The sequence below is a fragment of the Alkalihalobacillus sp. CinArs1 genome (genome assembly GCF_947387515.1).
Taxonomy (GTDB): domain Bacteria; phylum Bacillota; class Bacilli; order Bacillales; family Guptibacillaceae; genus Guptibacillus.
The window spans coordinates 1,587,486-1,610,753 of sequence record NZ_CANDOB010000001.1 but is presented as its reverse complement, the minus strand read 5'-3'; the positions used below and the strand labels follow the sequence as shown (position 1 = coordinate 1,610,753).

The following is a 23,268-nucleotide window of genomic DNA, read 5'->3' as shown; positions in this document are numbered from 1 at the left end:
CTTATTAGTAAATCCTCTGTATTGGAGTGGTAGAGAATGAATAACCCAAAAAGTGAAGTAGCGACATTTGCCGGAGGATGTTTCTGGTGTATGGTAGAACCGTTCGATGAGCTGCCAGGAATTCAAAGTGTAGTATCAGGTTATACGGGTGGAGAAAAACCGTATCCAACTTATGAGGAAGTGATTTCTAAAGAGACCGGTCATGTGGAAGCTGTTCAGATTACGTATGACCCTGCTATTTTCCCATATAGTAAGCTCCTTGATCTCTTTTGGCGCCAAATCGACCCTACTGATGATGGGGGGCAATTCTTCGATCGTGGTGATACGTATAAAACCGCAATTTATTACCATAACGAGGACCAGCAGACGTTAGCAGAACAATCAAAGACAGCGCTAGAAGAAAGCGGTCGTTTTTCAAAACCAATCGTAACAAAAATTCTTCCTGCAAAACCTTTTTATCCTGCTGAAGATTACCATCAGGATTATCATAAGAAGAACCCTGCTCACTACAATCGTTATAAAAAAGGGTCAGGGAGAAAAGCATTCATCGAAAATAACTGGTCATTTCAGAAGAATGACGATGAGCTTCGTGAGCGGCTAACCGATATCCAGTATGAAGTAACGCAAAAAAATGGAACAGAGCGTCCTTTTCAAAACGAATACTATGATAATGAAAAACAAGGAATTTATGTTGATATCGTTTCAGGAGAGCCCTTATTCAGTTCAACTGATCAATATGACGCGGGATGTGGGTGGCCGAGCTTCACACAACCGATTCACAAAAACTTTGTAAAAGAGAAAAAGGATTTCAGTCACTTTATGATTCGTACGGAAGTACGTAGTAATGAAGCGGATTCCCATCTTGGTCACGTGTTTAATGACGGTCCAGGTGAGAACGGACTCAGGTACTGCATCAATTCTGCAGCGATGAAGTTTATTCCGAAAGAACAGTTAGAGGAAGAAGGCTACGGCGAATATCGTGTGTTGTTTCAATGAGAACATATGATGTCGCAATCGTAGGTGGAGGATTATCTGGCGTTCTTGCAGCTAGAAAATTGGAGGGGCAAGGACTCTCTGTCATTGTGATCGATAAGAGTAAAAGTGTCGGTGGCCGAATGGCAACGAGGCGAATCGATGGTGGAAGAGCTGACCATGGTGCACAATTTTTCACAGTAAGATCATCCGAGTTTCAATCTCATGTCGATGAGTGGAGTAAGAAAGGCTGGGTGGAACGATGGTTCGGTGAGAAGTACGCTCGATACAAAGGGATAGAAGGCATGAACCAGCTTGTGAAAAACGTATCCAAAGGCATACCACTGAAGCTTCAATTCAAAGTGCACCACATCATAAAACAACATAACGAGTATGTACTAAGATCAGAGGACGAGAGCGAAGTAAGGGCAAGAGCGATCCTAATGACCCCGCCAGCTCCACAAACGGGACAGCTTTTAAAACAAAGCGACCTCCGGATGAGTAAAGAGGCGGAGGAAACTCTTCAGAGCTTACGATTTAGTCCTGCGGTCGTTGCGCTGTTAACGGTGAACAAAGAGGAAGAAACGGGGCTTCCTCATTCAGGTCATCAGGATGCTCACTTATCTGAAGGAATTGAGCGGGTGACGGATAGCTATGCAAAAGGGATATCGAATGAGAGAATCATCAGCATCTATGCAACGCCTGAGCGGTCAAAAGCATTGTATGATAAAAGTGACGCAACGATCAAAGAGGATTTGCTAAACCTGACCTCAACAATTATTCGGCCTGAGACGATTACGGCATACCAAATAAAGAAATGGCGATATGCGCAGGCAGAAAACGTTCATACAGCACCATTTCTCGCCGTATCAGATGAGGAAGATGTAATCGTAGCAGGCGACGCATTTCTTTACGGAGACGACTCTTCGGGCAGAACAAGGGTAGAAAGCGCAGCGCGTTCAGGCCTTGCAGCTGCAGACGAGTTGATGAAAAGATTGATTGAAACATAGAGAAAACTGCCGTTGTTCGGCAGTTTTTTTATTATACAGTCTGTGCGCTATCTTTGATGATCGAAGTCACGATATGCTTTGGAGAGTTTTCAAAGAGTGAAAAATAATTAAGAGCGTGAGCAGAAGGAAAGAGCTCTTTTTGAATCTCTGAAGCCGATTTTCCTTCTTGGTATTTTCTAAGTACATCATGTTGCACGGTTTTTAAATACGTTAGCTTTTCCTCTAGACGGTTCCGTCCGTTAGGTATATATCCGGAATGAGAGCAAAACATCGTAGAGAAGTCATACGTTAAGACGTTTTCGATCGAATCGATAATACCTGGAATCGACTCAAATGCAAAAATACTTTTCGGTCTGCTCATTACGTATAGATCACCGGAGAAAAGGAGACCTTTCTCCCTCTCGAGAAGAACCACATGATCAGGTGCATGTCCTGGCGTGTGGATGACATCGAACGCATGGTGTTCTGAATGAATCTCATCACCTAGTATTGTTGGGGTGAACGCTTTTCGATTTCCCCAGAACATTTTACGGTAAAAAGGAAGGCTCGGCTTTTGCTCGCAGTACTGTATCCCTGTTGAATGAATGTAGGTCGGTATACCTTTACTAAAGAGGTGTGCATTGCCAGTATGGTCCTCATGATGATGTGTGAGAATGATTTTATCGATCGGTTGTTTTTCAATATACTGTTTCAGTTCATCGTGTAACCTTGCAGGACCTGTATCGATAAGAAGCTGATCCACCATGTAAAGATAAACGCTCATGGAGATTCCTCCGCGTTTGACAGACCCTTTAATTGCAGTAACATCGTTGTGAGTTGTAACGGTAAGCAAGTTTCATCACGTCCTTCGTTCTTCTACTATTTAGTATAGCGATAACTGCATGAAAAGCTATCTATGACTTTCTTGACAATGGATACCAACCTTTGTATAATTATCTTGAATTCAAGATAAAAGCAACGATTGATAAGGGTGAACATTATGAGTGAATCATTAGACAGAGAATTATCACTAAAGCTGTTTATTGTTATGGCTAGGGCCACTCGATCAGTGACCGATCAAGTGAAGATGGACATTCAAAATCACGGTTTAAATCCAACAGAGTTTGCAGTATTGGAACTTCTATATCACAAAGGTAGTCAACCACTTCAACAAATAGGGGAGAAAATCCTACTTGCAAGTGGAAGTATTACGTATGTGGTAGATAAATTAGAATCTAAAGGCTATTTGAAAAGAAATCCTTGCCCGAATGATCGTCGAATCACACATGCTGTGGTAACAGACGAAGGGAAGGCATTAATGGATCGCATCTTCCCTGAGCATGAGTTGAAGCTTCAGAAAATTTTTGCTGGGCTAGATGAATCTGAAAAAGAAACAGCCATCTCATTGATGAAGAAGCTAGGTCACTATGCGGAGAAGCTTTAAGCTTCTTTCGCCCTTTTATCTCGAATTGAAGATTCTTGAATTAGAGTGTATTTCATGTTTAAAGTTACATTTGCAGGGAAAGTATCTTGAAGTAGAGATAGTTGAGTCCGAGTGATTTAAAAAATTTATTTCTAATAGGGAGTGTTCGTAATGAGTACAAAAATTTTAATCCCGTATTACAGTGCTTATGGTCATATTTATCAGATGGTGCAAGCTGTAGCTGAAGGTGCCAAAGGTGCTGGAGATGTAGAAGTAAAGTTAGTAAAAATTCCGGAATTCGATGCGGTTAAACAAGCGATGTCTGCACAGCAACCATACGTTGATGCACAGGAAGCACAAGATAACATTCCTGAAGCGACACATGACGACCTTCGTTGGGCTGATGGCATCATTTGGGGCATCCCGACTCGTTATGGTTCGATGCCAGCACAAATGAAGCAGTATCTTGACTCTGCTGGTTCACTCTGGATGAATGGTGAGCTAGAAGGTAAAGCAACAGCTGTAGTGACAAGTACTGGATCCATTCACGGAGGTCAAGAAACTACTGCAGTCACAACGTTCGTGCCTCTGATGCACTTCGGTATGATCTATGTTGGTCTTCCGTATGGTGAAAATCCAGAGCAGCTCACGACTGAGGGCATCGGCGGCTCACCTTACGCAGCATCGACCGTTGCAGGAGCTGATGGATCAAGAACACCTGTAGAAGTAGAATTAACAATGGCTAGCAGACTCGGTGCACGCGTAGCAAAAGTAGCTGGCGCATTAAAGAATATATAAAAGACGAAACCAGCATCTTATACTGAGATGCTGGTTTTCAGTTTGTTGAGAATGTCTTCAGAGATATCTTGAATAAGGAAAAGTAGTGTTGGTGGCTTTCAGCGGGGCTGGAATTGAGCTTCCTCGCCTATGCTCTTGCGGATCCGTCCCGCACCGCAGGAGTCGAACTTCCTTAGAGCGTTATGGTACGGTTTTATAAGGTGTTTTTTATAAATATACAAACTCAAAATGAGGGTGAGAAGAATTTGCTAGCATAATAGGTCGGAAAGTTTAACATGGTTTAATAGTATTCTAGTAGGAGTGAAGACCTCTTGACTCCCGTGGTCCAACGGGCGTTTGAGACTCGGAGGGGGCGGTTTTTGTCCGCTTTGAGGCTCGGGCGTTCGTCCACAGGAAAGCAAGAGGTCTTCATACTCCTACGTTGTAGGGTGAACATAATTCTAGGTTCCTTAACAAACTGCAAACCAGCATCTCATATCGAGATGCTGGTTCTTTTAGTAGATAGTGAATCTGCTTCTTGAAGGACCGTTACTCCTAGAAGTCCAAATAACGTGAATCCAAACGTGTTTACAAAGCCATGAAAGAAGACCATGAGCGGAATCCCGAGAATAACAGTTTCATTCACATGAGCGAAACCGTAAATCATCGCAGAGCTCATCGAAAACAAAAGCGACATGAATGAAATCGATAAAAGCATCTGAACGGAAAACTCAAGTTTTGGTACGAGGTATACGAGACAAAGGACAGCAAAAACGATCAAAGGTGTCACGAACTCCACTACAGAAATGAATTCAAGAACTGGCAATGTGTTTGAGAACGTGATTCCTACTGCAATGAAGGGCGGACCTAACAGAACAAGAACAGCGATAATTGTAAACCACGGCTTTATGTTTGGTGCATATGTAATCAAGTGCTTTCCTAGAAAAGCCATCATGATCGGTGTGACGAATGCTGCATAATGAAAATGAATCGACGTAAGCAGGACGATCACATCACTAAAGTGTAGCACTTGAACGCCTGATCTGTGCAGGACGAGCCAAAAGCCTCCAATGCTAATATACATAAGCCCGAGCTGAATCAATACGCTATTGGTTCTGATTTTCTTCCACGTTTGCAAGACCAAGCTAACCCCATAGAGTGCGATGAGGATTGTGGTTACTAGCCACGGTACTGCTAGGATGACAGCGAGTGTGCCTTGTTCTAAAAAGAATGAAGCACCAGCTGAAATAGCAGCTAAAGGCTGCAGTCTGGCTGCATAGCGATAAAAGATATTTTTCTTTTGCTGAACTAAGTGAAGTGTCAGCGGAACGAGAACGAGATAGGCAAACATCAAGAGCATCATCACATACTGCAGCGTATCGATCGGAGTAGTGAGGAGCTTTGTTACTACAAAAGCGACCCATAAAAATAGACCCGCAAAACTACTTGTTTTCATCATGATTTCACCTCTCTTTTAGTGTACGATGAAGAGAGGATAGAAGAAAGAAATTTATGGGAGAGAGAGGCGGAAATAATGGATTCTCAGAAACAAAAACCAGTACTAGGCTTTATTGGTACAGGCGTAATGGGTAAAAGTATGGTACGAAATCTACTAAAAGCAGGTTATCGCACGCTGGTCTACACGAGAACAAAGGAGAAAGCTTCCGAGCTGTTAGAAGAGGGAGCAGAGTGGCAAAGCTCCGTTGCAGAACTTGCTTCTGCTTCAGACGTCGTCATGACGATGGTGGGTTATCCGAGTGATGTGGAAGAAGTTTATATTGGAGATCAAGGCATCATCTCGAACGCACGTCCAGGTTCAATTTTGATCGATTTTACGACATCGAGTCCAGCCCTAGCTGAAGAAATCTATCAACTCGGCCTCTCGAATAAGCTATATACCCTCGATGCTCCTGTTTCAGGTGGAGATGTCGGTGCAAGAGAAGGAAGATTGTCTATCATGGTAGGCGGAGAACTAGAAGTATTCGAACAAGTTGAGGACATTTTTAACGTAGTGGGTGAAAATATTGTTTTGCAGGGACCAGCAGGAGCAGGACAGCATACGAAAATGTGCAATCAAATCGCAATTGCTACGAACATGATCGGTGTATGTGAAGCGATCGTCTATGCTGAAAAGGCTGGGCTAAATCCTAGGACGGTTTTGAAGAGTATCGAGTCGGGGGCTGCAGGGAGCTGGTCTTTAAGTAACCTTGCGCCAAGAATGATTGCTAACCAGTTGGAACCGGGCTTCTACGTGAAGCACTTTATAAAAGATATGACCATTGCGCTCGAATCCGCAAAGCAGATGGGAATGTTAACGCCGGGACTGGAGCTTTCTAAGAAATTGTATGAAGATTTAGCAGAAAGAGGAGGAGAAGATAACGGCACGCACGCTCTCGTTACGTTGTTTCGAGATGAATAGGAACCTGTATCGCACAGGTTCCTATATTTGAGAAGGGAAGTTTCAACGTAGTAACGAATATACTGATACGAGTTTAGTATTTTCAGGGAAATAATCGTTGTAGCGTTATTTTTTCTTTGATTTTCGTTCAATTTCTTCAGAAACGACGTAAGCAAGATCGTCGTTTCCGTAAAGAGAGAGGATACTTAAAACAGTTTGGTCAGGTATATGCTCGGATTCTTCTTTTGCAACGATCAGTTCAAGACTTTGTTTTAGTGCCGGGTTTTTTATTTGATCAGGATAAGCCGTTTCATAGAGTGATTCAGGGTTTAAATCGTTATTTACACACCACTGTGCAAATACAAGAATCATCATATTTTCATCACGCTGGTAATTTTCAATTACTTTTTTTTCTATGTCTTTACGGTCCAATGAGAACCCTCCGTTTCCCTAATCTACCGTTAGTGTACTCGGACTAAATGGGCATGACAAGAGTAATTAATCATTTCATATCATAGATAGCTAGGATTACCCCAAACTAGCCGATGGAGGGAACGATATGAACAATAAGGAAGTACGAAGCTGGATGATGTACGACTGGGCGAACTCTGCATTTGCCACAACGATGATGGCAGCAGTCTTGCCGGTATTTTACTATGATGTTGCAGCTAAGAATATAGACAAAAGTCTAGCTTCTTCTTACTGGGGGTACTCTCAATCGATCGCTGTCTTGATCGTTGCTATTCTAGCTCCATTACTCGGTGCAATCGCTGACTATTCAAATTCCAAAAAGAAATTTCTCCGCTTCTTTGCTTATATGGGTATTCTTTCAAGCATACTCATGGCGTTTGTTGGGGAAGGTGGGTACCTTTTAGCATCTCTATTACTCATTTTAGGGACGATCGGGTTTTCTGGGAGCAACGTCTTTTATGACGCGTTCCTACCTGAAATAGCGAAAGAGGGAGAAATCGATCGGATATCTGCTAGAGGGTATGCATTTGGGTATATCGGTGGTGGGATCCTACTTCTTATTAATCTATTGATGATATTAAACCCTTCTTGGTTCTTTTTACCGAATACACTCGTAGCGACACAGGTCTCTTTTGTGACTGTAGGATTGTGGTGGTTTTTCTTTTCCATACCCATGTTCAAGAATGTGAAAGAAGAGAAGAAGACGCAGCCGCAATTAAATGGTTCATATTTGACCATAGGGTTCAAACGGGTTGGAACGACGTTCAAAGAAATCAATCAATACAAACATCTCCTAATCTTTTTAATTGCTTTCTGGCTATATAACGATGGGATTTCGACAATCATCAAAATGGCAACGATCTACGGTCGCGACATTGGAATCAATGCGAATGATCTTATTGCCGCCATTTTGATCACTCAGTTCGTCGGGATACCATGTGCGTTTTTCTTTGGATGGTTGGCGAAGAAGATCACGCCAAAAAAAGCGCTGTTGTTCTCACTTTGGATATATGTCGTCATCGTTTTTCTGGGGTATTTCATGAGTACGGCTCTCCATTTCTATATCCTTGCTTTTATGGTTGGGTTCGTGCAAGGAGGGGCACAGGCTCTTAGCCGTTCCATTTTCGGAAGTATGGTGCCGGAGCATCGTCATGCAGAGTTTTACGGATTTTACGGTATCTCAGCAAAATTCTCTGCAATATTCGGACCTTTCTTATTCGCATTTATCGGGCAGCTAACCGGATCTAGTCGTCTCGGAATATTCTCGATCGTCTTCTTTTTCATAGCAGGGATCATTCTGCTGCATAAGGTGAATATCGACAAAGGGAAAGCAGAAGCGAGGGAAGCGATGGTTCAAGATGGCATACACCTATAGAAAACGCCTTTTCCCAATGAATGGGGAAAGGCGTTTTTTTATACGATCGGGCTAAAGTGTTTGAGTGGTAGAGGGAGCGTGCAGTCCTTCCCTGTGTCATAGGAGCGGTTACCGATCAGGTCCTTTAAATCTCTCGTACAATTTTCCTCGTTGTGCCAATAGTCATGAATGAGAGGGAGAATCGTTGTCGCCTCATCGGTTGCCTGTTCAAGAAGTTCTTCGAAAGTTGCGCTCGACTTCTCTTCTTTCACAGAAGGATGGAGCCATTCGTTGCCTTCTTCATTTAGATAGTCCTCATCGCCCACTTCTTTCCTATATGAAAAAGAGGACACCTGCTTCCTCAGCACTTTGTTTTTCCAGCCGTATGGATCGAATAAGAGCCTTAGTGCAAGGACCATGTCGTGATAAGATTGCTCGATGTAGCGAGCGGGCATGCGAGCTGCGCTCTCGGGATAAAATCGCTGAACAAGCTCAGAAAGCATCTGTTCGATTGGAGTGTAAAGCGAAGGACCGATATCGATTTCTTTGTAGACGGGTGTTTTCCATGTATCGATGTCTTTATATTCTTTCATCAAGAGTGTATCGATGATGATCTCGAGACGTTGGTGCTTGTTTCCTTCAAGCCCTGCTCGATAATGAATGTAAGGATGAGTATTGCGGTCAAGGATATGATGAGTAACGAAACCAAGAATATAAGCCTGCAGTCGCGCATCTCCATTTCTTCCGTATTCGATCATATCGATGAGGAATGGACCACACTCTTTTTTATGAAGAACCTCACCGATCTCTTGAACGGGTGTTTCTTTCCATGGCCAAAAATTATGATAGAAAAAAGGGTCCGGCCCTTGAGCTCCAAGGCGAAAATATGGGAGGTGGCATTTGATCGAATTCCACAGGCCGGATTCCGTCATCGCATCTTCTCCGAACAGGATATGCGTCCAAACATTCGGCATCTGTATGTCCCCTCCTATTGAAGTCTTTCTTCTATTATACCTGAGATAGACCTGTCTTCTTGCTATATTTGTAAAGAAAAATTTGTGGAGGGTTGTCAAAGGTTGTCTAGCTTGATAAAAAATGAAAAACCCGGTCACAGACCGGGTTTTAGATTACTTCAAGAAAATTTTTTCGATGTCATCAAGTGTTTTGTTTGCTGAAATAACGCCGCCTGACGTGTTCCAGATAGCATCGCTCACTTCATGAACATTTCCTTCTTTAACAACTTCGAGGTTGTTCCATAATGGATCGTTCGTCCATTCTTCTTCTGTTGAGTTAGCTTCACCATCTCCAGCTTCATAAGTGAAGTAGAAGAGGACATCTCCGTCCATTTCTGGGATGCGTTCTTTTGTTACTTCTTCAGCAAAGTCTTCTTTTTGCTGTGATTCAGGTCGAGCAAAGCCTAGCTGTTCTAGAATTACACCTGAGAATGAATCTTTATAGTAGATTCTTGTTGTTCCTGCAAGGAAACGAACAACAGAGACTTTTTTGTCTAGTTGCTCACCAAGTTCAGAGCTCATTGAATCGATACGCTCATTATAAGCGTTCATAACTTCTTTCCCTTTGTCTTCCATGTTCATTGCTTTTGAATAGAAGTTAAAGTTTTCTTGCCAGTCGCCTTTCAACGTTTCAGAGAAAACAGTAGGAGCGATTGAGCTTAGTTGATCATAAACAGCTTCTTGACGTAGCTTGTTACCGATGATGAGATCAGGTTTAAGAGCAGCGATTGCTTCAAGGTTAACTTCACTTTCTGTTCCAACTACTTCGACGTCTTTCATATCTTCAGAGATATGTTCGTACCAAGGATCCCCTAACCAAGATTGAACGGCACCAACTGGTGTTACACCTAGTGCAAGAAGAGCTTCTGTCCCTTCATTTGTTAGAATAACGACTTTCTCTGGTTCAGCAGGCACTTCGGTTTCACCCATTGCGTGTTCCACTGTACGAGTTTCTGAGCTTTCAGAAGAGTCATCTCCTGTTGATTCCTGGTTATTTGTATTTCCTCCGTTAGTTCCACAAGCTGCAAGGATCATCATGACTGCTAGTAACGTAATCATCCATCCTTTTTTAAGCATAGCTTGTACCCCCCTTATGTAGAATTGATAATCATTTTCATTTACGATGTTTATGATACTTAATTGTCAAACATGTGTCAACATTTAATTGATAGTGATTCTCAAAATCATTGACACGCTTTCAAACTTTTTCTACACTTAATTTGGAAGGTTTAGAAAGGGACTAATAAAATGACAAGCATAAAACCTATGACGTTAAGGTGGCTGGGAATTGCTTTTGGAGTAATTATCGTAATGATCTTGATGGCGATGAGCGTTGTCTACGGTCTAACGAGCATTTCCTGGGAAACGGCCTGGAAGTCATTCACTAAATTTGATGGAAGTAATGAACATATCATTATAAGAGAAAACCGCGTGCCACGAGCTTTTATAGGAGCGACGGTAGGAGCTAGTCTTGGGGTAGCTGGTGCACTGATGCAGGCGATCACACGAAACCCTCTTGCATCTCCTTCAATACTAGGTGTGAATGCAGGAGCGAGCTTTATGATCGTCATTGCAGTGACGTTTTTTTCTGTGTCCTCACTCACAGTGTTTAGCTGGCTAGCATTTTTAGGAGCAGCGGTTGCTTCAGTCATCGTGTATGCGCTTGGATCATTAGGAAGAGAAGGTCTTACTCCAATGAAGCTAACGCTCGCTGGGGCAGCGATCGCTGCGATGTTCTCTTCTCTAACACAGGGGATGCTCGTACTGAACGAGAAAGCGCTAGAAGACGTTCTTTTTTGGTTAGCAGGATCTGTTGAAGGACGCAGTCTTTCCATTCTAATTTCGGTTTTGCCTTACATCTGTATCGGCTTGATCGGCTCCATTCTGATCAGTTCAAAAATCAACACACTCGTTATGGGAGAAGATGTTGCGGTTGGGCTTGGACAGCGAACGCTTCTTGTAAAAGTGATGGCAGCCATCTTTATCGTCTTGCTTGCGGGAGGATCGGTTGCGATCGCGGGCCCCATCAGCTTGATCGGAATCGTCGTACCCCATCTAGCGCGCTATGTTGTAGGTTTTGACTATCGCTGGGTGATTCCATACAGCGCTATCTTTGGGGCAGTTCTCCTGTTACTAGCAGATATTGCAGCACGGTATGTCATCATGCCACTAGAGGCACCTGTTGGGGTGCTGACCGCTGTCATCGGAGCTCCGTTCTTTATCTATATCGCTCGAAGGGAGTTTACAAAGCTATGATGAAATATGCTTCCTTCAGAACGAAATTATTTTCATATTTAATCGATCGAAGAGCAGTGTGGATGACATTCATCCTCGGTTTATTCGTTATCTTAGCAGGGCTGATCAGTATAGGAGTCGGTGAGATCTTTATGACGCCTGTTGAAGTTGGAAAAGCGCTTTTTGGATATGGAACTGAGATGAATGAACTCGTAGTAAAACAGTTTCGTTTTCCTAGAGTAGCCATGGCGATCCTTGCAGGTGGAGCGTTAGCTGTTTCTGGAGCCATTCTGCAAGGGATGATACGGAACCCGCTCGCTTCACCAGATATACTAGGGATCACATGGGGAGGAGCTCTTGCAACGATTGGCTTCTTGACGATTTTTAGCGATCGAGCAAACGCCCTTACTGTCAGTATCCAATGGCTGCCTCTTGCTTCATTTATTGGTGCAATCGCAACTGGATTTCTCGTGTTCGTTCTCTCATATAAAAATGGGATCTCTCCAATCAGGCTTGTGTTGATCGGAATAGGGCTTGCCGCCGTTCTTCAAGCACTCACGACGCTTCTCATGATTGTTGGACCTATTTACAGAGCCTCAGATGCAAATATATGGATTACAGGGAGTGTTCATGGGACGAATGGGAAGGATGTTCTCACTCTTCTCCCATGGGTCGCGATATTACTACTCGTGTTGATGGTGTATTCAAGGCGCGTTAACCTCCAGGAGCTAGGTGACGATGTCGCAAAAGGCGCAGGGGCCATTCTCATGAGAGACCGAATCGTTCTTTTGTTTATCAGTACTGGGCTTGCTGGTGGTGCAGTCGCATTTGCAGGAGGAATCGGCTTTGTTGGCTTGATGGCACCACACATTGCAAGAAAACTAGTCGGGGCGTCCTTTGGTGTCCTCGTTCCTGCCTCAGCACTGGTAGGAAGTATGCTTGTCATCATTGCGGATTTGATCGGTAGGACGCTGTTTTCACCTCTAGAAGTTCCAGCGGGTGTGTTTACAGCAGCGATCGGAGCCCCTTACTTTGTTTACTTACTCTATCGCTCTAGAAACTTATAAATTGACGAGGTGAAAGCCATGTATGCTTTGCAGACAAAAGACCTTACATTGGGATACGGTGAACATACCGTTATAGAAGATTTGAATTTGCTTATTCCTGAAGGGGAACTGAGTGTATTGATCGGTGCGAACGGATGTGGGAAATCAACGCTACTGAGAAGTTTAGCGCGTCTCTTAAAACCACATTCTGGTGGAGTTGTGCTTGATGGAGAAGCAATTTCAAGCATGCATACGAAAGAGATCGCACGTAAGATGGCTATTCTTCCTCAAGGTCCGGTTGCACCTGAAGGTCTTACTGTGCTTCAACTCGTCAAGCAAGGGCGCTATCCATATCAAAGCTGGTTGAATCAGTGGAAGGAAGAAGATGAGGAAGCCGTCCAGAGAGCATTAAAGTCTACGAATCTTGAAGAATTAGCAGAGCGGAGCGTTGATTCTCTGTCAGGCGGACAGCGACAGCGAGCGTGGATCGCGCTGACACTCGCTCAGGATACAAATATTATTCTGTTAGATGAACCAACAACGTACCTCGACCTTGCTCATCAGGTCGAAGTGCTGGATCTCTTGTTTGAATTAAACAGACGCGATAACCGTACGATCGTTATGGTTCTGCATGACTTGAACCTTGCGTGCAGGTATGCAGACCACATTATCGCAGTGAAAGATAAAGGGATTTATGACCAAGGAAAACCTGAGGATATTATATCAGTCGACCTTGTGAAGGATGTATTCGGACTGGACTGCAACATACTAGAGGATCCGCTCTTTGGGACGCCATTATGTGTACCACATGGAAAGGGGAGAAACATTCATGCTAGCCAAACCGCAAACGTTTAGTAATGAAGAAAAGGCGATACTTGAGAAGCTAAGACTACATGTTGGAGTGGACCCTTCAGCTACCGGTCAACTCGGAGAAGTGAAAGATCTACTTGATGCAGATCATCTGAAACGTTTCCTTCAGAAACTTGTAGATGAAGGCCACTTTCCTTCCTTGATCGTCGCAGGATCGCAGTTTGTAAAGCGATATGCATTCATGCTTCTCGTCCCTTTCTTGTATTCGTTCACGAAATGGAATAAGCCTATTGTCGCTGGGCCAGAAATGCTTAAGTACAACGTCGATACAAGTACGACACCATGGATGATGAACTTTGTTCTGCCGAATGACACGATGAGTAAATCAGCAACGAGAAGCGAGATGAGAGCAAAACTTGCTGATGAGTTGATCAATAAAAACCTTGCTCCACTTATCGAGACCATCGTAGGATCTACAAAACTTTCACCTACGATTCTATGGGAAAATGCTGCGATCTATTTATTTTGGTTGTACGAAACGGAGCTTCAGAAGGATGCAGGCGAAGAACAACTAGCTAGGATCCAAGAAGATTTTCACTATCTACTAAAAGAGTTTCAGTGCACGAGCTTTACGTGTGGCGTGAATCCATTCATTCAATATCACACAGAAAAAGAAGAAACAGCGAACGGCAAACAACGCTTTCGAAGAACCTGTTGCCTTTTCGATCAAGCGTCAGATGACGGCCGCTGCTGCAAAACATGCCCTAAGATGAAGTGACAGGTACCACCCGGTTTATGTTGAACTCTGTCGAACTGTGTGCTCATCATATAGGACCTCTCGCTGATACGTTCTTGTGAATATGAAGAGTCCAGTCAAAATGATCCCGCCTCCTACCCACTGCAGGAGGTGCAGTGTCTCGCCGAGCAGGAGATATGCAAGAATGCTAGCTCCGATGGGCTCAAATAGAATGCTCATGGCGATAACGTTAACACTGACCCATTTCACTGACCAGTTTAATAGTGAATGTCCTAGTAAAGTAGGAAAGACCGCTAAAAGAACAAACATCATCCAATCTGATCCTGCGTAACCAATGAAGGGGTACGTGAGTACAGCATTATAGAGGATGAGTGTGATGGCTGCGATTCCATATACGATGAATGTATACGGGATAAGGTCCAGTCGTTTCCGAACGTTTTGACCGAATAACAAATAACCCGTCACCATCGCACAAGCAGTGAGGGCAAGCATGTCCCCGAAAAGGGCGATGCCGCTCACTCTGAAATCTCCCCAGCTAATCACAATAGAACCTGCAATGGCGGTCATTCCACCAACAATTGCAGGCCAAGATAGTTTTTCTTTAAAAAATAGATAAGTTCCGATAAAAGCAAATAATGGCTGAAGCGTTACGAGTACTACAGAACTTGCAACTGAAGTGTAGTTGAGTGACTCGAACCAAAGTATAAAATGAAAAGCGAGGCTAATGCCTGCAAGGGTTCCAAAAACCCAGTCTCTTTTGCTAACTCGTTTGAACTCGCCTCGGTACCGGAAGATTACGAGGGGCACCATCAAGCAAGTCGCAAAGATCAGGCGGTACATCGCGATGATCGAGGCAGGAGCGGACGTTAGCTTAACCATAACCGCTGATGTTGAAATAAAAGCAACCGCAATTGCGATCGCCACATACGACTTTTTTTGTTGGGAAGTAGACAACAATATTCCTTCTCTCTCTTAGTAAGCTATTAAACGAGTTCTGCTTCAGCTTCTTCATTCAAATGCTGATCGAACGCATCACACCTTCTGTATCCTCCAAACTTCTCTTCAAGTTTCTCTCCCATTTGAAAAAGTGCTTCTTCGTTTCCATTTCGACTAACAAGCTGAACACCGATTGGTAAACCTTCTTCTTTACTCGTTCCGATCGGGACCACGAGCGAGGGGAGTCCCCATACGTTTGCGTATGCAACGTAGGGCATATAGTTTAAGAATGTTCTTCTGATGGAGAAGATTTCTTGGTATAGTTCACCATGCAGCGGAGCAGGTGTGTGATAGACCGGCAATACTAGTATACGTCTATCTAAATACTCTTGAATGAGATCCTCACCACGGGTGATCATCATAATGATGTTGTCCGTCTGTTTTCGATTCGGCTTAAAGAGTTTTGCTCCGATTAATGCCCAAGATAAGTAGGAATGAACAGAAGAGGTTTTGAAAAACTTCTCCTTCATGTATTCTGCAATCGGTACGGCGCTTCCATCTTCACTCATAAGTTTAGCAAGAGATGCGCCACCGTCGATCGACATGATCTGTTGCCAAAGAAGTGCTGCTTCATTAAAGAATGGAGGGTTATTCTGCTCGGTGTCGATTTCTTCTGTAAATGTATCACGAATACTCGAGAGAAGCTGAAACGTCTCACGGTTAATCGGAATACGGTGATGAGGAGTTGGGAAAACGAGTTTAAATTCATCCAAGCTAGATGTTTCCGAACGTTCATCTGAGATGATCTGGTTGATCAATCGTGCATCTCGAACGGATTTACTTATCGCCCCAATCCCAAGCATCCGCTCCTGTTCACGAATGTGAACGAAAGGAAAGGTTCCTTCGTGGGATACTTGGCGATTACCAGACTTGAACCCTATGACACCATTAAAATGAGCAGGTATCCGAATTGATCCTCCGATATCTGATCCGATTCCAACAGCTGCACCTCCTGCAGCGATCAAGCTTGCCTCGCCACCACTTGATCCCCCAGCCGTTCGAGTGATGTCCCAGGGATTGTTTGTCCTTCCATAGTGTTTATTATCCGTCTCCTGACAAAAACAAAGCTGCGGAGTATTCGATTTACCTAAAATGATCGCACCCTCGTCCTTTAAGCGTTTCACAACGTGGGCATCTTGCTTTTCACGATGTGTTGTACGATAGCTAAGTCCTCCGGTTGTGTACATCCCCTCCACGTGAAAGCATTCCTTCACACTGATCGGAACACCGAACAAACGACCTTCTGCCTTTTTAGTTGCAAGAGTATAGTCTGCAAGTTTGGCTTCTTCGAGTGCCTTATCAAAACGGTCTTCAACCAGACAGTTCAGAGTAGGGTTGATCGATTTAAGCTGGTCGATATACGTTTTGACAACTTGAGAAGACGAAACTTCTCTACTTGCAATCTTCTTTGACAGGGAAACGGCATCCAAATCTACTAGTGACATCTTATCCCTCCATCGTGTCGGACTGAGCCCCGACAAGGTTTACTTAATTAATTCGTCCCCTAACAACATAATCCTTTAAATGACAGGTGACAGGCACCACTCACATATGCTCGAAGAATGTCGACAGAACGGCAACAAAAAAAGCATTTCGTAACGTACGAAATGCTAGTTTCGTTTATGAAACAGAGTGCTGAGATGGAAGAGATGACTGAAAGAGTTCACTTCTTGAGGTTTTCGGATCATAGTAAACAACAAGAAGCTTCTTTTCACCGTTATTTATCATCGTATCGACGATCGTATGCTTTTGAAGTTCTCTCTGTGTAAGGCTCAACGATTTGAACCTTTCCCCAAGTAACTGAGGCGTATCTGCAAGTGTATGAAGAAGAGATAGCTGAGTTGCTTTCTCAAGACGATTTTCCCACCAAACCGTTCGTGGTTTCGTTTTAGCGTTCGTTAAGTAATCGATCTTCATAAGAGCAATGATCTGATCGATTTGTTCAGGTGCTCGGCTCCTAAGGAAGGTCGCAAGTCTTTTAAACAGATCTTCAAGCTGATGACCGATCCGAGACCATCCGTTTTCTTCCCAGTAGCTTCCAAACTCCTGGAAAAAATCGAACGGAGAATCGAAAACCTCTGTGACAAGGTACTCGATCGTACGATCCATGCGATGATCATTCCAGTACTTTTCTAACACATCTTCAACCTGCTTAATTCGGATGATGTCATCAAAGGACAATACATTGTTTCCTAGTATTTCATACGGAGCGTGGTCCATGTAGAGGTAACCATGGTTTGCTGCATTAATCCGAACCCCGGTGCCTCTTAACATCTTTAGAAAACCAAGCTGTAGCTCTTCTGGTCGAAATGCAAAGACATCGTTGAACGTTTTACGAAACGAGTTGTAATCTTCCTCAGGGAGTCCAGCGATCAAATCCAGGTGTTGATCGATCTTTCCACCGTCTTTGACCATCGTAATGGTTCTCGCAAGCTTTTCGAAGTTTTGCTTTCGCATCACGAGCTCATTCGTCGCATCGTTCGTAGATTGAATGCCGATTTCAAAACGAAACAGGCCAGGAGGTGCTTCACGGTTAAGAAATTCCAAAACTTCAGGTCGCATGATGTCTGCCGTAATTTCAAACTGAAAAACGCACCCAGGTCGGTGGTGGTCGATAAGGAATTGAAACAGATCGATCGCGTAATTTCTTCGGATGTTAAACGTTCTGTCAACAAACTTAATCGTTTTTGCTCCGTTATCCATCAAGTAAAGAAGTTCATCTTTCATGCGCTCGACCGGAAAATACCGAACACCCACTTCGATGGAGGACAAGCAAAACTGACAGGAATAAGGGCACCCTCGACTCGTCTCTACATACGTTACACGCCGTCCTAATTCTGCGCGGTCCTCTTCAAAGCGAAAAGGGGAAGGGATATCACTCAACGAAAGCTTCACAGCAGTAGGGTTGATATGATTCTTTCCATCTTTTCGAAAAGCGATGCCTTTCACGTCGTCTACTGACTCACCAGCTTCAATACGCTTTAGAAGCTCTTTAAACGTAGCTTCCCCTTCTCCCATGACGATGTAATCCACCTCAGGGATCCGATCGAGCCAATCGTATACATCATACGAAACTTCAGGACCGCCAAGTACGATCTTAAGAGAAGGGTTCACTTTTTTCAGCATCTCGATAACTGGGAGCGTTTCTTCAATATTCCATATATAACAGCTGAACCCGAGGACATCGGGCTTCGTGGAGTGAAGGTCACTAACAATATTCATAACGGGGTCTTTGATCGTATACTCAGCCATCTTTACATCGAATTCCGGTGCGGCAGAAGCTTTCAGGTAGCGTAGAGCAAGACATGTATGAATATATTTGGCGTTCAGCGTACTAACAACAACGTTCATCTTTCCAACTCCTGTAAAATTAATCACTACAATTATAGCACCTCTTGATCAAAAATAATCAGTTTTAAACGTCTGATTATTCAGAATAATAGTTGAAGCGAGTGAAACTCCGTGAGATGATAAATAAAAATGGCTCTATTCGTAAACTTTGCTGCTATAAGAGGAGTGGTTGATTTGCGCTCCCATCAACTAAGTGTGGTTCCTTATTGCAACAATCTTTTAGAAAAGAGTCATAAAAAAAGAGGAGTGACAGTTTTGGAAATCGCTTCTGTAACGAGGGAACATCCGTTTACGGAACAGGACCTTGAGTACACTGCGCTTTTGCCACATTACCGTGTTGACCTCAGAAGAGGTAGTGATGAAAAACGCGATCTCTTTCACAATGCCGGTGTGAGCGACTGGTCACAGCTGTCCTGGAAAGAAGTAGGAAGGCCGTTCGAAGTTAAGAAGCTTGCAAAGGATCGTGTGGAGTGGGAACACAGAAACGATACGACGATGCCTGTTAAAACCTCCTGGGAGCATTTTAACCGTTCCTTCCACAGTTTGTTCATGCAAGATGTCCCTGCAGAACAGTACAGGCTCAAAGCAGAGTTGAAAGATAGTTTCAAAGGTTTTCGAATGCAGGATGTAAAGCACGGGCTCGGCGAGATGATTCGACTATCACTATGGAATTACGTTCATCGAATCGAAGACGGCATCTGGGATCCAAGAGGAAAGCGGGCGTTGTTTGAAGGATTGGATGTGTCAAAACCGCGGATTCTATTTCTAGGGGCAGCTGAAGGGTACGAAGCGATGCAGCTTCATGCGATGTATCCTGGAGGAGAAGTCGTGATGGTGGATTATGATGCATTTTGTAAAACCGATCGTTTCGGCAAATTTCCAAACACGTACCCTTTTCTTGGAACGAATCCTCAAACAGGCGCAACGAAAGTCTGGTACAAAGACGAGATGAACATTACGTATCTAGTAAAAGATATTCGTGACCTCGATTTTCAAAACGAGTTTGATATTGTGTTAAGTGTTGGATTACTAGAGCACGTTCCTGACGAATTTAAGCCAGACATCTTAGAATGGCACAGGAAGTTTGTGAAGCCAAGCGGCTATGTCATCATGACGACTCCACGAAATCAAGTGAAATCGAGAATCTACTATCACATTATGGCGGATATTATGAACCACACGTATCGTGAATTGATGGACATTCGTCAGATGGGACTATACGCTTACGAAAATGGATTCGAGATCTTAAGGAACGGCTATATCAAAGTTCATAACGGAATTATTGCAAGAGCACGCTGATTGTTGGTGAATCTCTTAAATTTATGGTATGTGTAGAGGTAAACCAATAGGAGGGGTAAGATGACTGTACATTCATTTACGGTAAAAACGATAGAAGGCAACGATGTTCAGCTATCAGAATATGAAGGGAAGGTTCTTCTCATTGTAAATACGGCTAGTAAATGCGGCTTAACACCTCAGTACGAAGGCCTTCAAGAGCTCTATCGAACATTAGAAGAACAACCTTTTGAAATTCTAGGTTTTCCATGTAATCAGTTTGGTAGTCAAGAACCTGGTTCTGAAGAAGAGATCCAATCGTTTTGCTCGCTTAATTATGGCGTTGATTTCCCTATGTTCTCAAAAATCGATGTGAACGGTGACGATGCTCACCCGCTGTACAAGTATTTAACGTACGAGGCACCTGAAGTCGAACACGGCGACATTCCTTGGAATTTCACAAAGTTTCTTGTCGATAAGAGTGGAAACGTTGTTAAACGGTATTCCCCAGAAACAGAGCCACTAGAATTGAAGAAACATGTCGAAGGAATGCTCTGATTGAGGTTCAATTTTTGTCGGATGCGGGTATATCACCTATGAGGTGATATCAAAATGAAATGGTGGATTCCGTTTTGCTATATGATTGGAACGTTTTCAGGAGCGATGCTCAGCGGTTGGGGCATGGACAGAGAATGGGATGTGTTTCCTTCGTTTGCAATGGCAATCACAGCGTTTTTCATTAGTTTGATATACTTGGTCTTCCGAGACATCGTTCCTAAAGTGTTTCAGGAAACGCTGCGCAACTAAGCGCAGCGTTTTTTGCAACATACAAAAAGCCCTGCTATAGGGCTTTTAGCTGTAAGTATGTGTCGTACTCGGTGTGATCCGCGAAACCATTTCCTCTAGTAATGACTGTACGTTCCCGGATTCATACAAAGCAAGAAACCTATCGGCCGAATGTTTGTCTACGTGATACGTTAATCCAGTGTGGTAGTCGATCATAAAATACGTTTCTTCGCCGTTATGATTTCCTGAAAGCAGTTCATACTTCTCATACTCGTAATACACTTCAGTTCCATTCTGGGTCTTTTCTAAATACGTCTCAAAAGGTGCAATCGTGAACACAGCTTCCTTTTTCATCATACTTCCTCCTCTAAATGACTTACCTTAATTGCTAGTTTGTCCAGAAGGAATCGTTTTATACATAGAAAAATAGTTTACGAGTTTGTTAACGCTAGCATCCAATTTCGAATGGATGAATTGGGGGATTAGATGGGAATATGAAGGAGGATTTTCCGTTGTTCCACTTCCATGCCGCATAAGCCGCAAGACAAGCGTCGAACGAATGCGTTGATTCAAGCGCTTTTTCCGGAATAGCGAGCACACCTTCACGTTCTAAGAACGAATTAATTCTTTTCTTTGAAGTGATGTCCGTTTTATAGGTGAGTACAGCGTCTTTATCTAGCATCCTAAGGCCAACTGCTGCTCCTGGATGAACCTCTACGATACTAGAGTTTAAAGCAGCAAGTCCCCTTGATAGAGCAACTCCTCTCAACGTGAGGTAGACCATTCGGGTCATCGTAGGTGTCATGATCGACCCACTCTTCATACCAGCTTCTTTAATACAGTTTCTAAGTGCTCGGTCACCAGGGCGATCTCCTCCTCCGGGTTGATAGGAGAGCGGGGCGTCTATTCCAATCACCATGTGCTTCTTTTCCCTACTAAACCGTTTGTATATTTCCTCATCAGACGCTCCTTCTATCAATTCGTTGAAGCAAATTCTACTTTCATCACCTGAAAAGATACTGATCGATGTGTCTTTCGTATTAGAGGGACCAGATAGGTCGATGCCAATATATAGCGTCATCACGTTTCTCCTTTTCACACGGTATAAAGTAACAGTAAGCCCAAGCGTTGTTTATGTAAACTCTTATGTAAGATATAATGAAAGGACAGAAATGGACTGATTAACGATGGATCTAAAACAGAAATTATTCAAATTTGTAGGAGGCCGAATTTTAAAAACTGGTCTTGCCGCGTTCATTACTGCTTGGATTTGCGATGCACTTGGATTGCCTGTTCTTTTTGCTGTCATCACAGCGATCGTAACGGTTGAGCCCACCGCTTCTGACTCGATAAAAAAAGGAATCGTACGATTTCCAGCAGCGGCGATCGGCGCAGGCTTTGCGATGATCTTTGAGTCGTTCCTCCACCAATCTCCTTTTACTTATGCACTAGCAGCGACACTTACACTCATCGCATGTCACAAACTCCATCTCGATTCGGGTATGCTCGTCGCAACACTTACCGCCGTTGCGATGGTTCCAGATGCGACGGGGGATCATATGACGACCTTCGTACTGAGACTCAGTACAACGTTGATCGGGATTGTCGTGTCCACTGCGGTAAACTATTTTGTTATGCCTCCAAAATTTCACTCGATGATCAACCAGAGCGTTGAAGGGCTGTATCACAGTGCCGGCGACCTTCTTGATCAAATTATGAAAGACCTTCCGCACGCACGAAAGCAAAACATGGTGTACCAACGCGTAAGTCGCGAACTTCAACGAACGTATCAATTGATTGAATACCAAAGGGAAGAATGGAAGTATCGCCGCCACAGCATGCAGGAAGTGAGAAGTTTTTCCGTCATCCTGAAAAAGCTCGAATATATGCAGAAAATCCTCTATCACCTTGGAAACATGCTTTTCGTCGATACAAAAAAAGGGTTTGATGAAGGTGACTATGAAACGATCATCGATGCAGGATGTTCGATCTCAAAAGCCTTCCATGATCCAACGAATCAGATCGGGGAAGAACATCTTTTGAAAATAGAAAAGCTTGATCAGCTTTTTCATGAGCTCGATGATACAAGAACGATCTCATCAACTTCCCGTCATCATTTTGATGATAAGATGATCATCATCTTCGAACTTCTATCTCTCAACGATGTACTCGATGATCTCTATATGCTAGAGCAAAAAGAATTACGTCACTATAGAAGGAGTCCTCATCATGACGCTGAAGTTTGAGGAGAAATGGGAGAGAACGATTTCCGAGAAAGATCGAATGCTTTTCTATGAGATATACAAGCAGTATCCGATCAAGTTACATACGGTAGCGTTCGCACCAGTACGAGTCGCCATCAATCATCGCGGTTCACTTCTTGCAACCGTCCTAGTCTTGAACGGCCACGATTGTGAATGGAAGCTGAATGACACAATTCTTCACTATTGTGAGAGAGGTGAATTGGTCGCTGTACATAGTTTCTCACATTCATCTCTCGTCGTTCCACCACGTTGTGCGATGCCGTGGACGTTCATTTATAACTCGAATACGTTTCAGAAAGAGCCCGAGTTAAAACATTGGGAAATAAAATTTTTGTAAAATCCACAAAAGTC

25 protein-coding genes are annotated in these 23,268 nt (G+C 43.5%); 15 read left to right on the top strand and 10 right to left on the bottom strand.

Going from position 1 to position 23,268, the window contains the following annotated elements:
- Window positions 1-36 precede the first annotated feature (36 nt).
- Window positions 37-996 (top strand): peptide-methionine (R)-S-oxide reductase MsrB, encoded by a 960-nt coding sequence (gene msrB / locus PFZ69_RS08240; protein WP_270180523.1) that lies wholly within the window; start codon window positions 37-39, stop codon window positions 994-996.
- A complete protein-coding gene (locus tag PFZ69_RS08235; protein ID WP_270180522.1) occupies window positions 993-1,982 on the top strand; it encodes an NAD(P)/FAD-dependent oxidoreductase in 990 nt (329 codons plus the stop codon). The genes msrB and PFZ69_RS08235 overlap by 4 nt, the downstream gene beginning before the upstream one ends.
- Before the next feature lie 31 nt (window positions 1,983-2,013).
- On the opposite strand, the gene PFZ69_RS08230 is transcribed toward PFZ69_RS08235, so the two are convergent.
- On the bottom strand, window positions 2,014-2,745 hold the full coding sequence (locus tag PFZ69_RS08230) for an MBL fold metallo-hydrolase (protein ID WP_270180521.1): 732 nt from the start codon (window positions 2,743-2,745) through the stop codon (window positions 2,014-2,016).
- A 216-nt stretch (window positions 2,746-2,961) separates the two neighbouring features.
- On the opposite strand from PFZ69_RS08230, the gene PFZ69_RS08225 reads away from it, so the two are divergent.
- Both PFZ69_RS08225 and wrbA read left to right on the top strand, forming a co-directional pair.
- Complete coding sequence (locus tag PFZ69_RS08225; protein ID WP_270180520.1) at window positions 2,962-3,405, top strand: MarR family winged helix-turn-helix transcriptional regulator; 444 nt, start codon at window positions 2,962-2,964, stop codon at window positions 3,403-3,405.
- Window positions 3,406-3,555: 150 nt separating this feature from the next.
- Window positions 3,556-4,182, top strand: a complete 627-nt coding sequence (gene wrbA, locus PFZ69_RS08220; protein ID WP_270180519.1) for an NAD(P)H:quinone oxidoreductase — start codon at window positions 3,556-3,558, stop codon at window positions 4,180-4,182.
- 472 nt (window positions 4,183-4,654) lie between these two features.
- Here wrbA and PFZ69_RS08215 read toward each other — a convergent pair whose 3' ends face one another.
- Complete coding sequence (locus tag PFZ69_RS08215) at window positions 4,655-5,620, bottom strand: YndJ family protein (protein ID WP_270180518.1); 966 nt, start codon at window positions 5,618-5,620, stop codon at window positions 4,655-4,657.
- Window positions 5,621-5,656: 36 nt separating this feature from the next.
- Between PFZ69_RS08215 and PFZ69_RS08210 the strand changes: the two genes are divergently transcribed.
- Entirely contained in the window at window positions 5,657-6,580 is a 924-nt protein-coding gene (locus PFZ69_RS08210) for an NAD(P)-dependent oxidoreductase (RefSeq protein WP_270180644.1), read from the top strand.
- 105 nt (window positions 6,581-6,685) lie between these two features.
- Here the strand turns inward: PFZ69_RS08210 and PFZ69_RS08205 are convergent, their stop codons facing one another.
- A complete protein-coding gene (locus tag PFZ69_RS08205; protein ID WP_270180517.1) occupies window positions 6,686-6,991 on the bottom strand; it encodes a hypothetical protein in 306 nt (101 codons plus the stop codon).
- 127 nt (window positions 6,992-7,118) lie between these two features.
- On the opposite strand from PFZ69_RS08205, the gene PFZ69_RS08200 reads away from it, so the two are divergent.
- Window positions 7,119-8,405: an MFS transporter gene (locus PFZ69_RS08200; RefSeq protein ID WP_270180516.1), complete on the top strand. Its 1,287-nt coding sequence runs from the start codon at window positions 7,119-7,121 to the stop codon at window positions 8,403-8,405.
- Window positions 8,406-8,443: 38 nt separating this feature from the next.
- Here the strand turns inward: PFZ69_RS08200 and PFZ69_RS08195 are convergent, their stop codons facing one another.
- Together PFZ69_RS08195 and PFZ69_RS08190 are read right to left on the bottom strand one after the other, a co-directional pair.
- Entirely contained in the window at window positions 8,444-9,358 is a 915-nt protein-coding gene (locus tag PFZ69_RS08195; protein ID WP_270180515.1) for a zinc dependent phospholipase C family protein, read from the bottom strand.
- 153 nt (window positions 9,359-9,511) lie between these two features.
- Window positions 9,512-10,474, bottom strand: a complete 963-nt coding sequence (locus PFZ69_RS08190) for an ABC transporter substrate-binding protein (RefSeq protein ID WP_270180514.1) — start codon at window positions 10,472-10,474, stop codon at window positions 9,512-9,514.
- Window positions 10,475-10,645: 171 nt separating this feature from the next.
- On the opposite strand from PFZ69_RS08190, the gene PFZ69_RS08185 reads away from it, so the two are divergent.
- Genes PFZ69_RS08185 through PFZ69_RS08170 form a run of 4 tightly spaced genes read left to right on the top strand, consistent with a single transcriptional unit; the run spans window position 10,646 to window position 14,266 of the window.
- Window positions 10,646-11,653 (top strand): FecCD family ABC transporter permease, encoded by a 1,008-nt coding sequence (locus PFZ69_RS08185; protein WP_270180513.1) that lies wholly within the window; start codon window positions 10,646-10,648, stop codon window positions 11,651-11,653.
- Window positions 11,650-12,699 (top strand): FecCD family ABC transporter permease, encoded by a 1,050-nt coding sequence (locus tag PFZ69_RS08180; protein ID WP_270180512.1) that lies wholly within the window; start codon window positions 11,650-11,652, stop codon window positions 12,697-12,699. Before PFZ69_RS08185 ends, PFZ69_RS08180 begins: the two co-directional genes overlap by 4 nt.
- An 18-nt stretch (window positions 12,700-12,717) precedes the next feature.
- Window positions 12,718-13,533 (top strand): ABC transporter ATP-binding protein, encoded by an 816-nt coding sequence (locus PFZ69_RS08175; RefSeq protein ID WP_270180511.1) that lies wholly within the window; start codon window positions 12,718-12,720, stop codon window positions 13,531-13,533.
- Entirely contained in the window at window positions 13,508-14,266 is a 759-nt protein-coding gene (locus tag PFZ69_RS08170) for an IucA/IucC family C-terminal-domain containing protein (protein ID WP_270180510.1), read from the top strand. The genes PFZ69_RS08175 and PFZ69_RS08170 overlap by 26 nt, the downstream gene beginning before the upstream one ends.
- A gap of 15 nt (window positions 14,267-14,281) precedes the next feature.
- On the opposite strand, the gene PFZ69_RS08165 is transcribed toward PFZ69_RS08170, so the two are convergent.
- The 3 genes from PFZ69_RS08165 to PFZ69_RS08155 all read right to left on the bottom strand — a co-directional run bounded on the left by PFZ69_RS08165 (window position 14,282) and on the right by PFZ69_RS08155 (window position 18,592).
- Window positions 14,282-15,199, bottom strand: coding sequence for a DMT family transporter (locus PFZ69_RS08165; protein ID WP_270180509.1), 918 nt, complete (start codon window positions 15,197-15,199; stop codon window positions 14,282-14,284).
- A 29-nt stretch (window positions 15,200-15,228) separates the two neighbouring features.
- Window positions 15,229-16,686 carry an amidase gene (locus PFZ69_RS08160; RefSeq protein ID WP_270180508.1) on the bottom strand — a complete coding sequence of 486 codons (1,458 nt, stop codon included), beginning with the start codon at window positions 16,684-16,686 and terminating at the stop codon, window positions 15,229-15,231.
- Window positions 16,687-16,861: 175 nt separating this feature from the next.
- The gene (locus PFZ69_RS08155) at window positions 16,862-18,592 is read right to left on the bottom strand and encodes a B12-binding domain-containing radical SAM protein (protein ID WP_270180507.1); all 1,731 of its coding nucleotides are present in this window, start codon (window positions 18,590-18,592) and stop codon (window positions 16,862-16,864) included.
- 255 nt (window positions 18,593-18,847) lie between these two features.
- Here PFZ69_RS08155 and PFZ69_RS08150 point away from each other — a divergent pair, with 255 nt between their 5' ends.
- The 3 genes from PFZ69_RS08150 to PFZ69_RS08140 are packed head-to-tail and all read left to right on the top strand — an operon-like array spanning window position 18,848 to window position 20,674.
- Window positions 18,848-19,891: a class I SAM-dependent methyltransferase gene (locus PFZ69_RS08150; protein ID WP_270180506.1), complete on the top strand. Its 1,044-nt coding sequence runs from the start codon at window positions 18,848-18,850 to the stop codon at window positions 19,889-19,891.
- Window positions 19,892-19,951: 60 nt separating this feature from the next.
- Window positions 19,952-20,425: a glutathione peroxidase gene (locus PFZ69_RS08145; RefSeq protein ID WP_270180505.1), complete on the top strand. Its 474-nt coding sequence runs from the start codon at window positions 19,952-19,954 to the stop codon at window positions 20,423-20,425.
- Between the two features lie 54 nt (window positions 20,426-20,479).
- The gene (locus tag PFZ69_RS08140) at window positions 20,480-20,674 is read left to right on the top strand and encodes a hypothetical protein (RefSeq protein ID WP_270180504.1); all 195 of its coding nucleotides are present in this window, start codon (window positions 20,480-20,482) and stop codon (window positions 20,672-20,674) included.
- 45 nt (window positions 20,675-20,719) lie between these two features.
- Here PFZ69_RS08140 and PFZ69_RS08135 read toward each other — a convergent pair whose 3' ends face one another.
- On the bottom strand, window positions 20,720-21,010 hold the full coding sequence (locus PFZ69_RS08135; protein WP_270180503.1) for a hypothetical protein: 291 nt from the start codon (window positions 21,008-21,010) through the stop codon (window positions 20,720-20,722).
- A 91-nt stretch (window positions 21,011-21,101) separates the two neighbouring features.
- Window positions 21,102-21,734, bottom strand: a complete 633-nt coding sequence (locus PFZ69_RS08130) for a DUF429 domain-containing protein (RefSeq protein ID WP_270180502.1) — start codon at window positions 21,732-21,734, stop codon at window positions 21,102-21,104.
- A gap of 106 nt (window positions 21,735-21,840) precedes the next feature.
- On the opposite strand from PFZ69_RS08130, the gene PFZ69_RS08125 reads away from it, so the two are divergent.
- Together PFZ69_RS08125 and PFZ69_RS08120 are read left to right on the top strand one after the other, a co-directional pair.
- Window positions 21,841-22,899, top strand: coding sequence for an FUSC family protein (locus PFZ69_RS08125; RefSeq protein WP_270180501.1), 1,059 nt, complete (start codon window positions 21,841-21,843; stop codon window positions 22,897-22,899).
- On the top strand, window positions 22,883-23,254 hold the full coding sequence (locus tag PFZ69_RS08120) for an SLAP domain-containing protein (RefSeq protein ID WP_270180500.1): 372 nt from the start codon (window positions 22,883-22,885) through the stop codon (window positions 23,252-23,254). The genes PFZ69_RS08125 and PFZ69_RS08120 overlap by 17 nt, the downstream gene beginning before the upstream one ends.
- Window positions 23,255-23,268: the final 14 nt, after the last annotated feature.

Coding starts and splice junctions, on each gene's coding strand:
- PFZ69_RS08145 (WP_270180505.1), top strand. CDS start 19,952: ATGACTGTACATTCATTTACGGTAAAAACGATAGAAGGCAACGATGTT.
- PFZ69_RS08225 (WP_270180520.1), top strand. CDS start 2,962: ATGAGTGAATCATTAGACAGAGAATTATCACTAAAGCTGTTTATTGTT.
- PFZ69_RS08170 (WP_270180510.1), top strand. CDS start 13,508: ATGCTAGCCAAACCGCAAACGTTTAGTAATGAAGAAAAGGCGATACTT.
- PFZ69_RS08135 (WP_270180503.1), bottom strand. CDS start 21,010: ATGATGAAAAAGGAAGCTGTGTTCACGATTGCACCTTTTGAGACGTAT.
- PFZ69_RS08130 (WP_270180502.1), bottom strand. CDS start 21,734: ATGACGCTATATATTGGCATCGACCTATCTGGTCCCTCTAATACGAAA.
- PFZ69_RS08200 (WP_270180516.1), top strand. CDS start 7,119: ATGAACAATAAGGAAGTACGAAGCTGGATGATGTACGACTGGGCGAAC.
- wrbA (WP_270180519.1), top strand. CDS start 3,556: ATGAGTACAAAAATTTTAATCCCGTATTACAGTGCTTATGGTCATATT.
- PFZ69_RS08195 (WP_270180515.1), bottom strand. CDS start 9,358: ATGCCGAATGTTTGGACGCATATCCTGTTCGGAGAAGATGCGATGACG.
- PFZ69_RS08215 (WP_270180518.1), bottom strand. CDS start 5,620: ATGATGAAAACAAGTAGTTTTGCGGGTCTATTTTTATGGGTCGCTTTT.
- PFZ69_RS08160 (WP_270180508.1), bottom strand. CDS start 16,686: ATGTCACTAGTAGATTTGGATGCCGTTTCCCTGTCAAAGAAGATTGCA.
- PFZ69_RS08185 (WP_270180513.1), top strand. CDS start 10,646: ATGACAAGCATAAAACCTATGACGTTAAGGTGGCTGGGAATTGCTTTT.
- PFZ69_RS08125 (WP_270180501.1), top strand. CDS start 21,841: ATGGATCTAAAACAGAAATTATTCAAATTTGTAGGAGGCCGAATTTTA.
- PFZ69_RS08120 (WP_270180500.1), top strand. CDS start 22,883: ATGACGCTGAAGTTTGAGGAGAAATGGGAGAGAACGATTTCCGAGAAA.
- PFZ69_RS08235 (WP_270180522.1), top strand. CDS start 993: ATGAGAACATATGATGTCGCAATCGTAGGTGGAGGATTATCTGGCGTT.
- PFZ69_RS08180 (WP_270180512.1), top strand. CDS start 11,650: ATGATGAAATATGCTTCCTTCAGAACGAAATTATTTTCATATTTAATC.
- msrB (WP_270180523.1), top strand. CDS start 37: ATGAATAACCCAAAAAGTGAAGTAGCGACATTTGCCGGAGGATGTTTC.
- PFZ69_RS08155 (WP_270180507.1), bottom strand. CDS start 18,592: ATGAACGTTGTTGTTAGTACGCTGAACGCCAAATATATTCATACATGT.
- PFZ69_RS08190 (WP_270180514.1), bottom strand. CDS start 10,474: ATGCTTAAAAAAGGATGGATGATTACGTTACTAGCAGTCATGATGATC.
- PFZ69_RS08175 (WP_270180511.1), top strand. CDS start 12,718: ATGTATGCTTTGCAGACAAAAGACCTTACATTGGGATACGGTGAACAT.
- PFZ69_RS08230 (WP_270180521.1), bottom strand. CDS start 2,745: ATGAGCGTTTATCTTTACATGGTGGATCAGCTTCTTATCGATACAGGT.
- PFZ69_RS08140 (WP_270180504.1), top strand. CDS start 20,480: ATGAAATGGTGGATTCCGTTTTGCTATATGATTGGAACGTTTTCAGGA.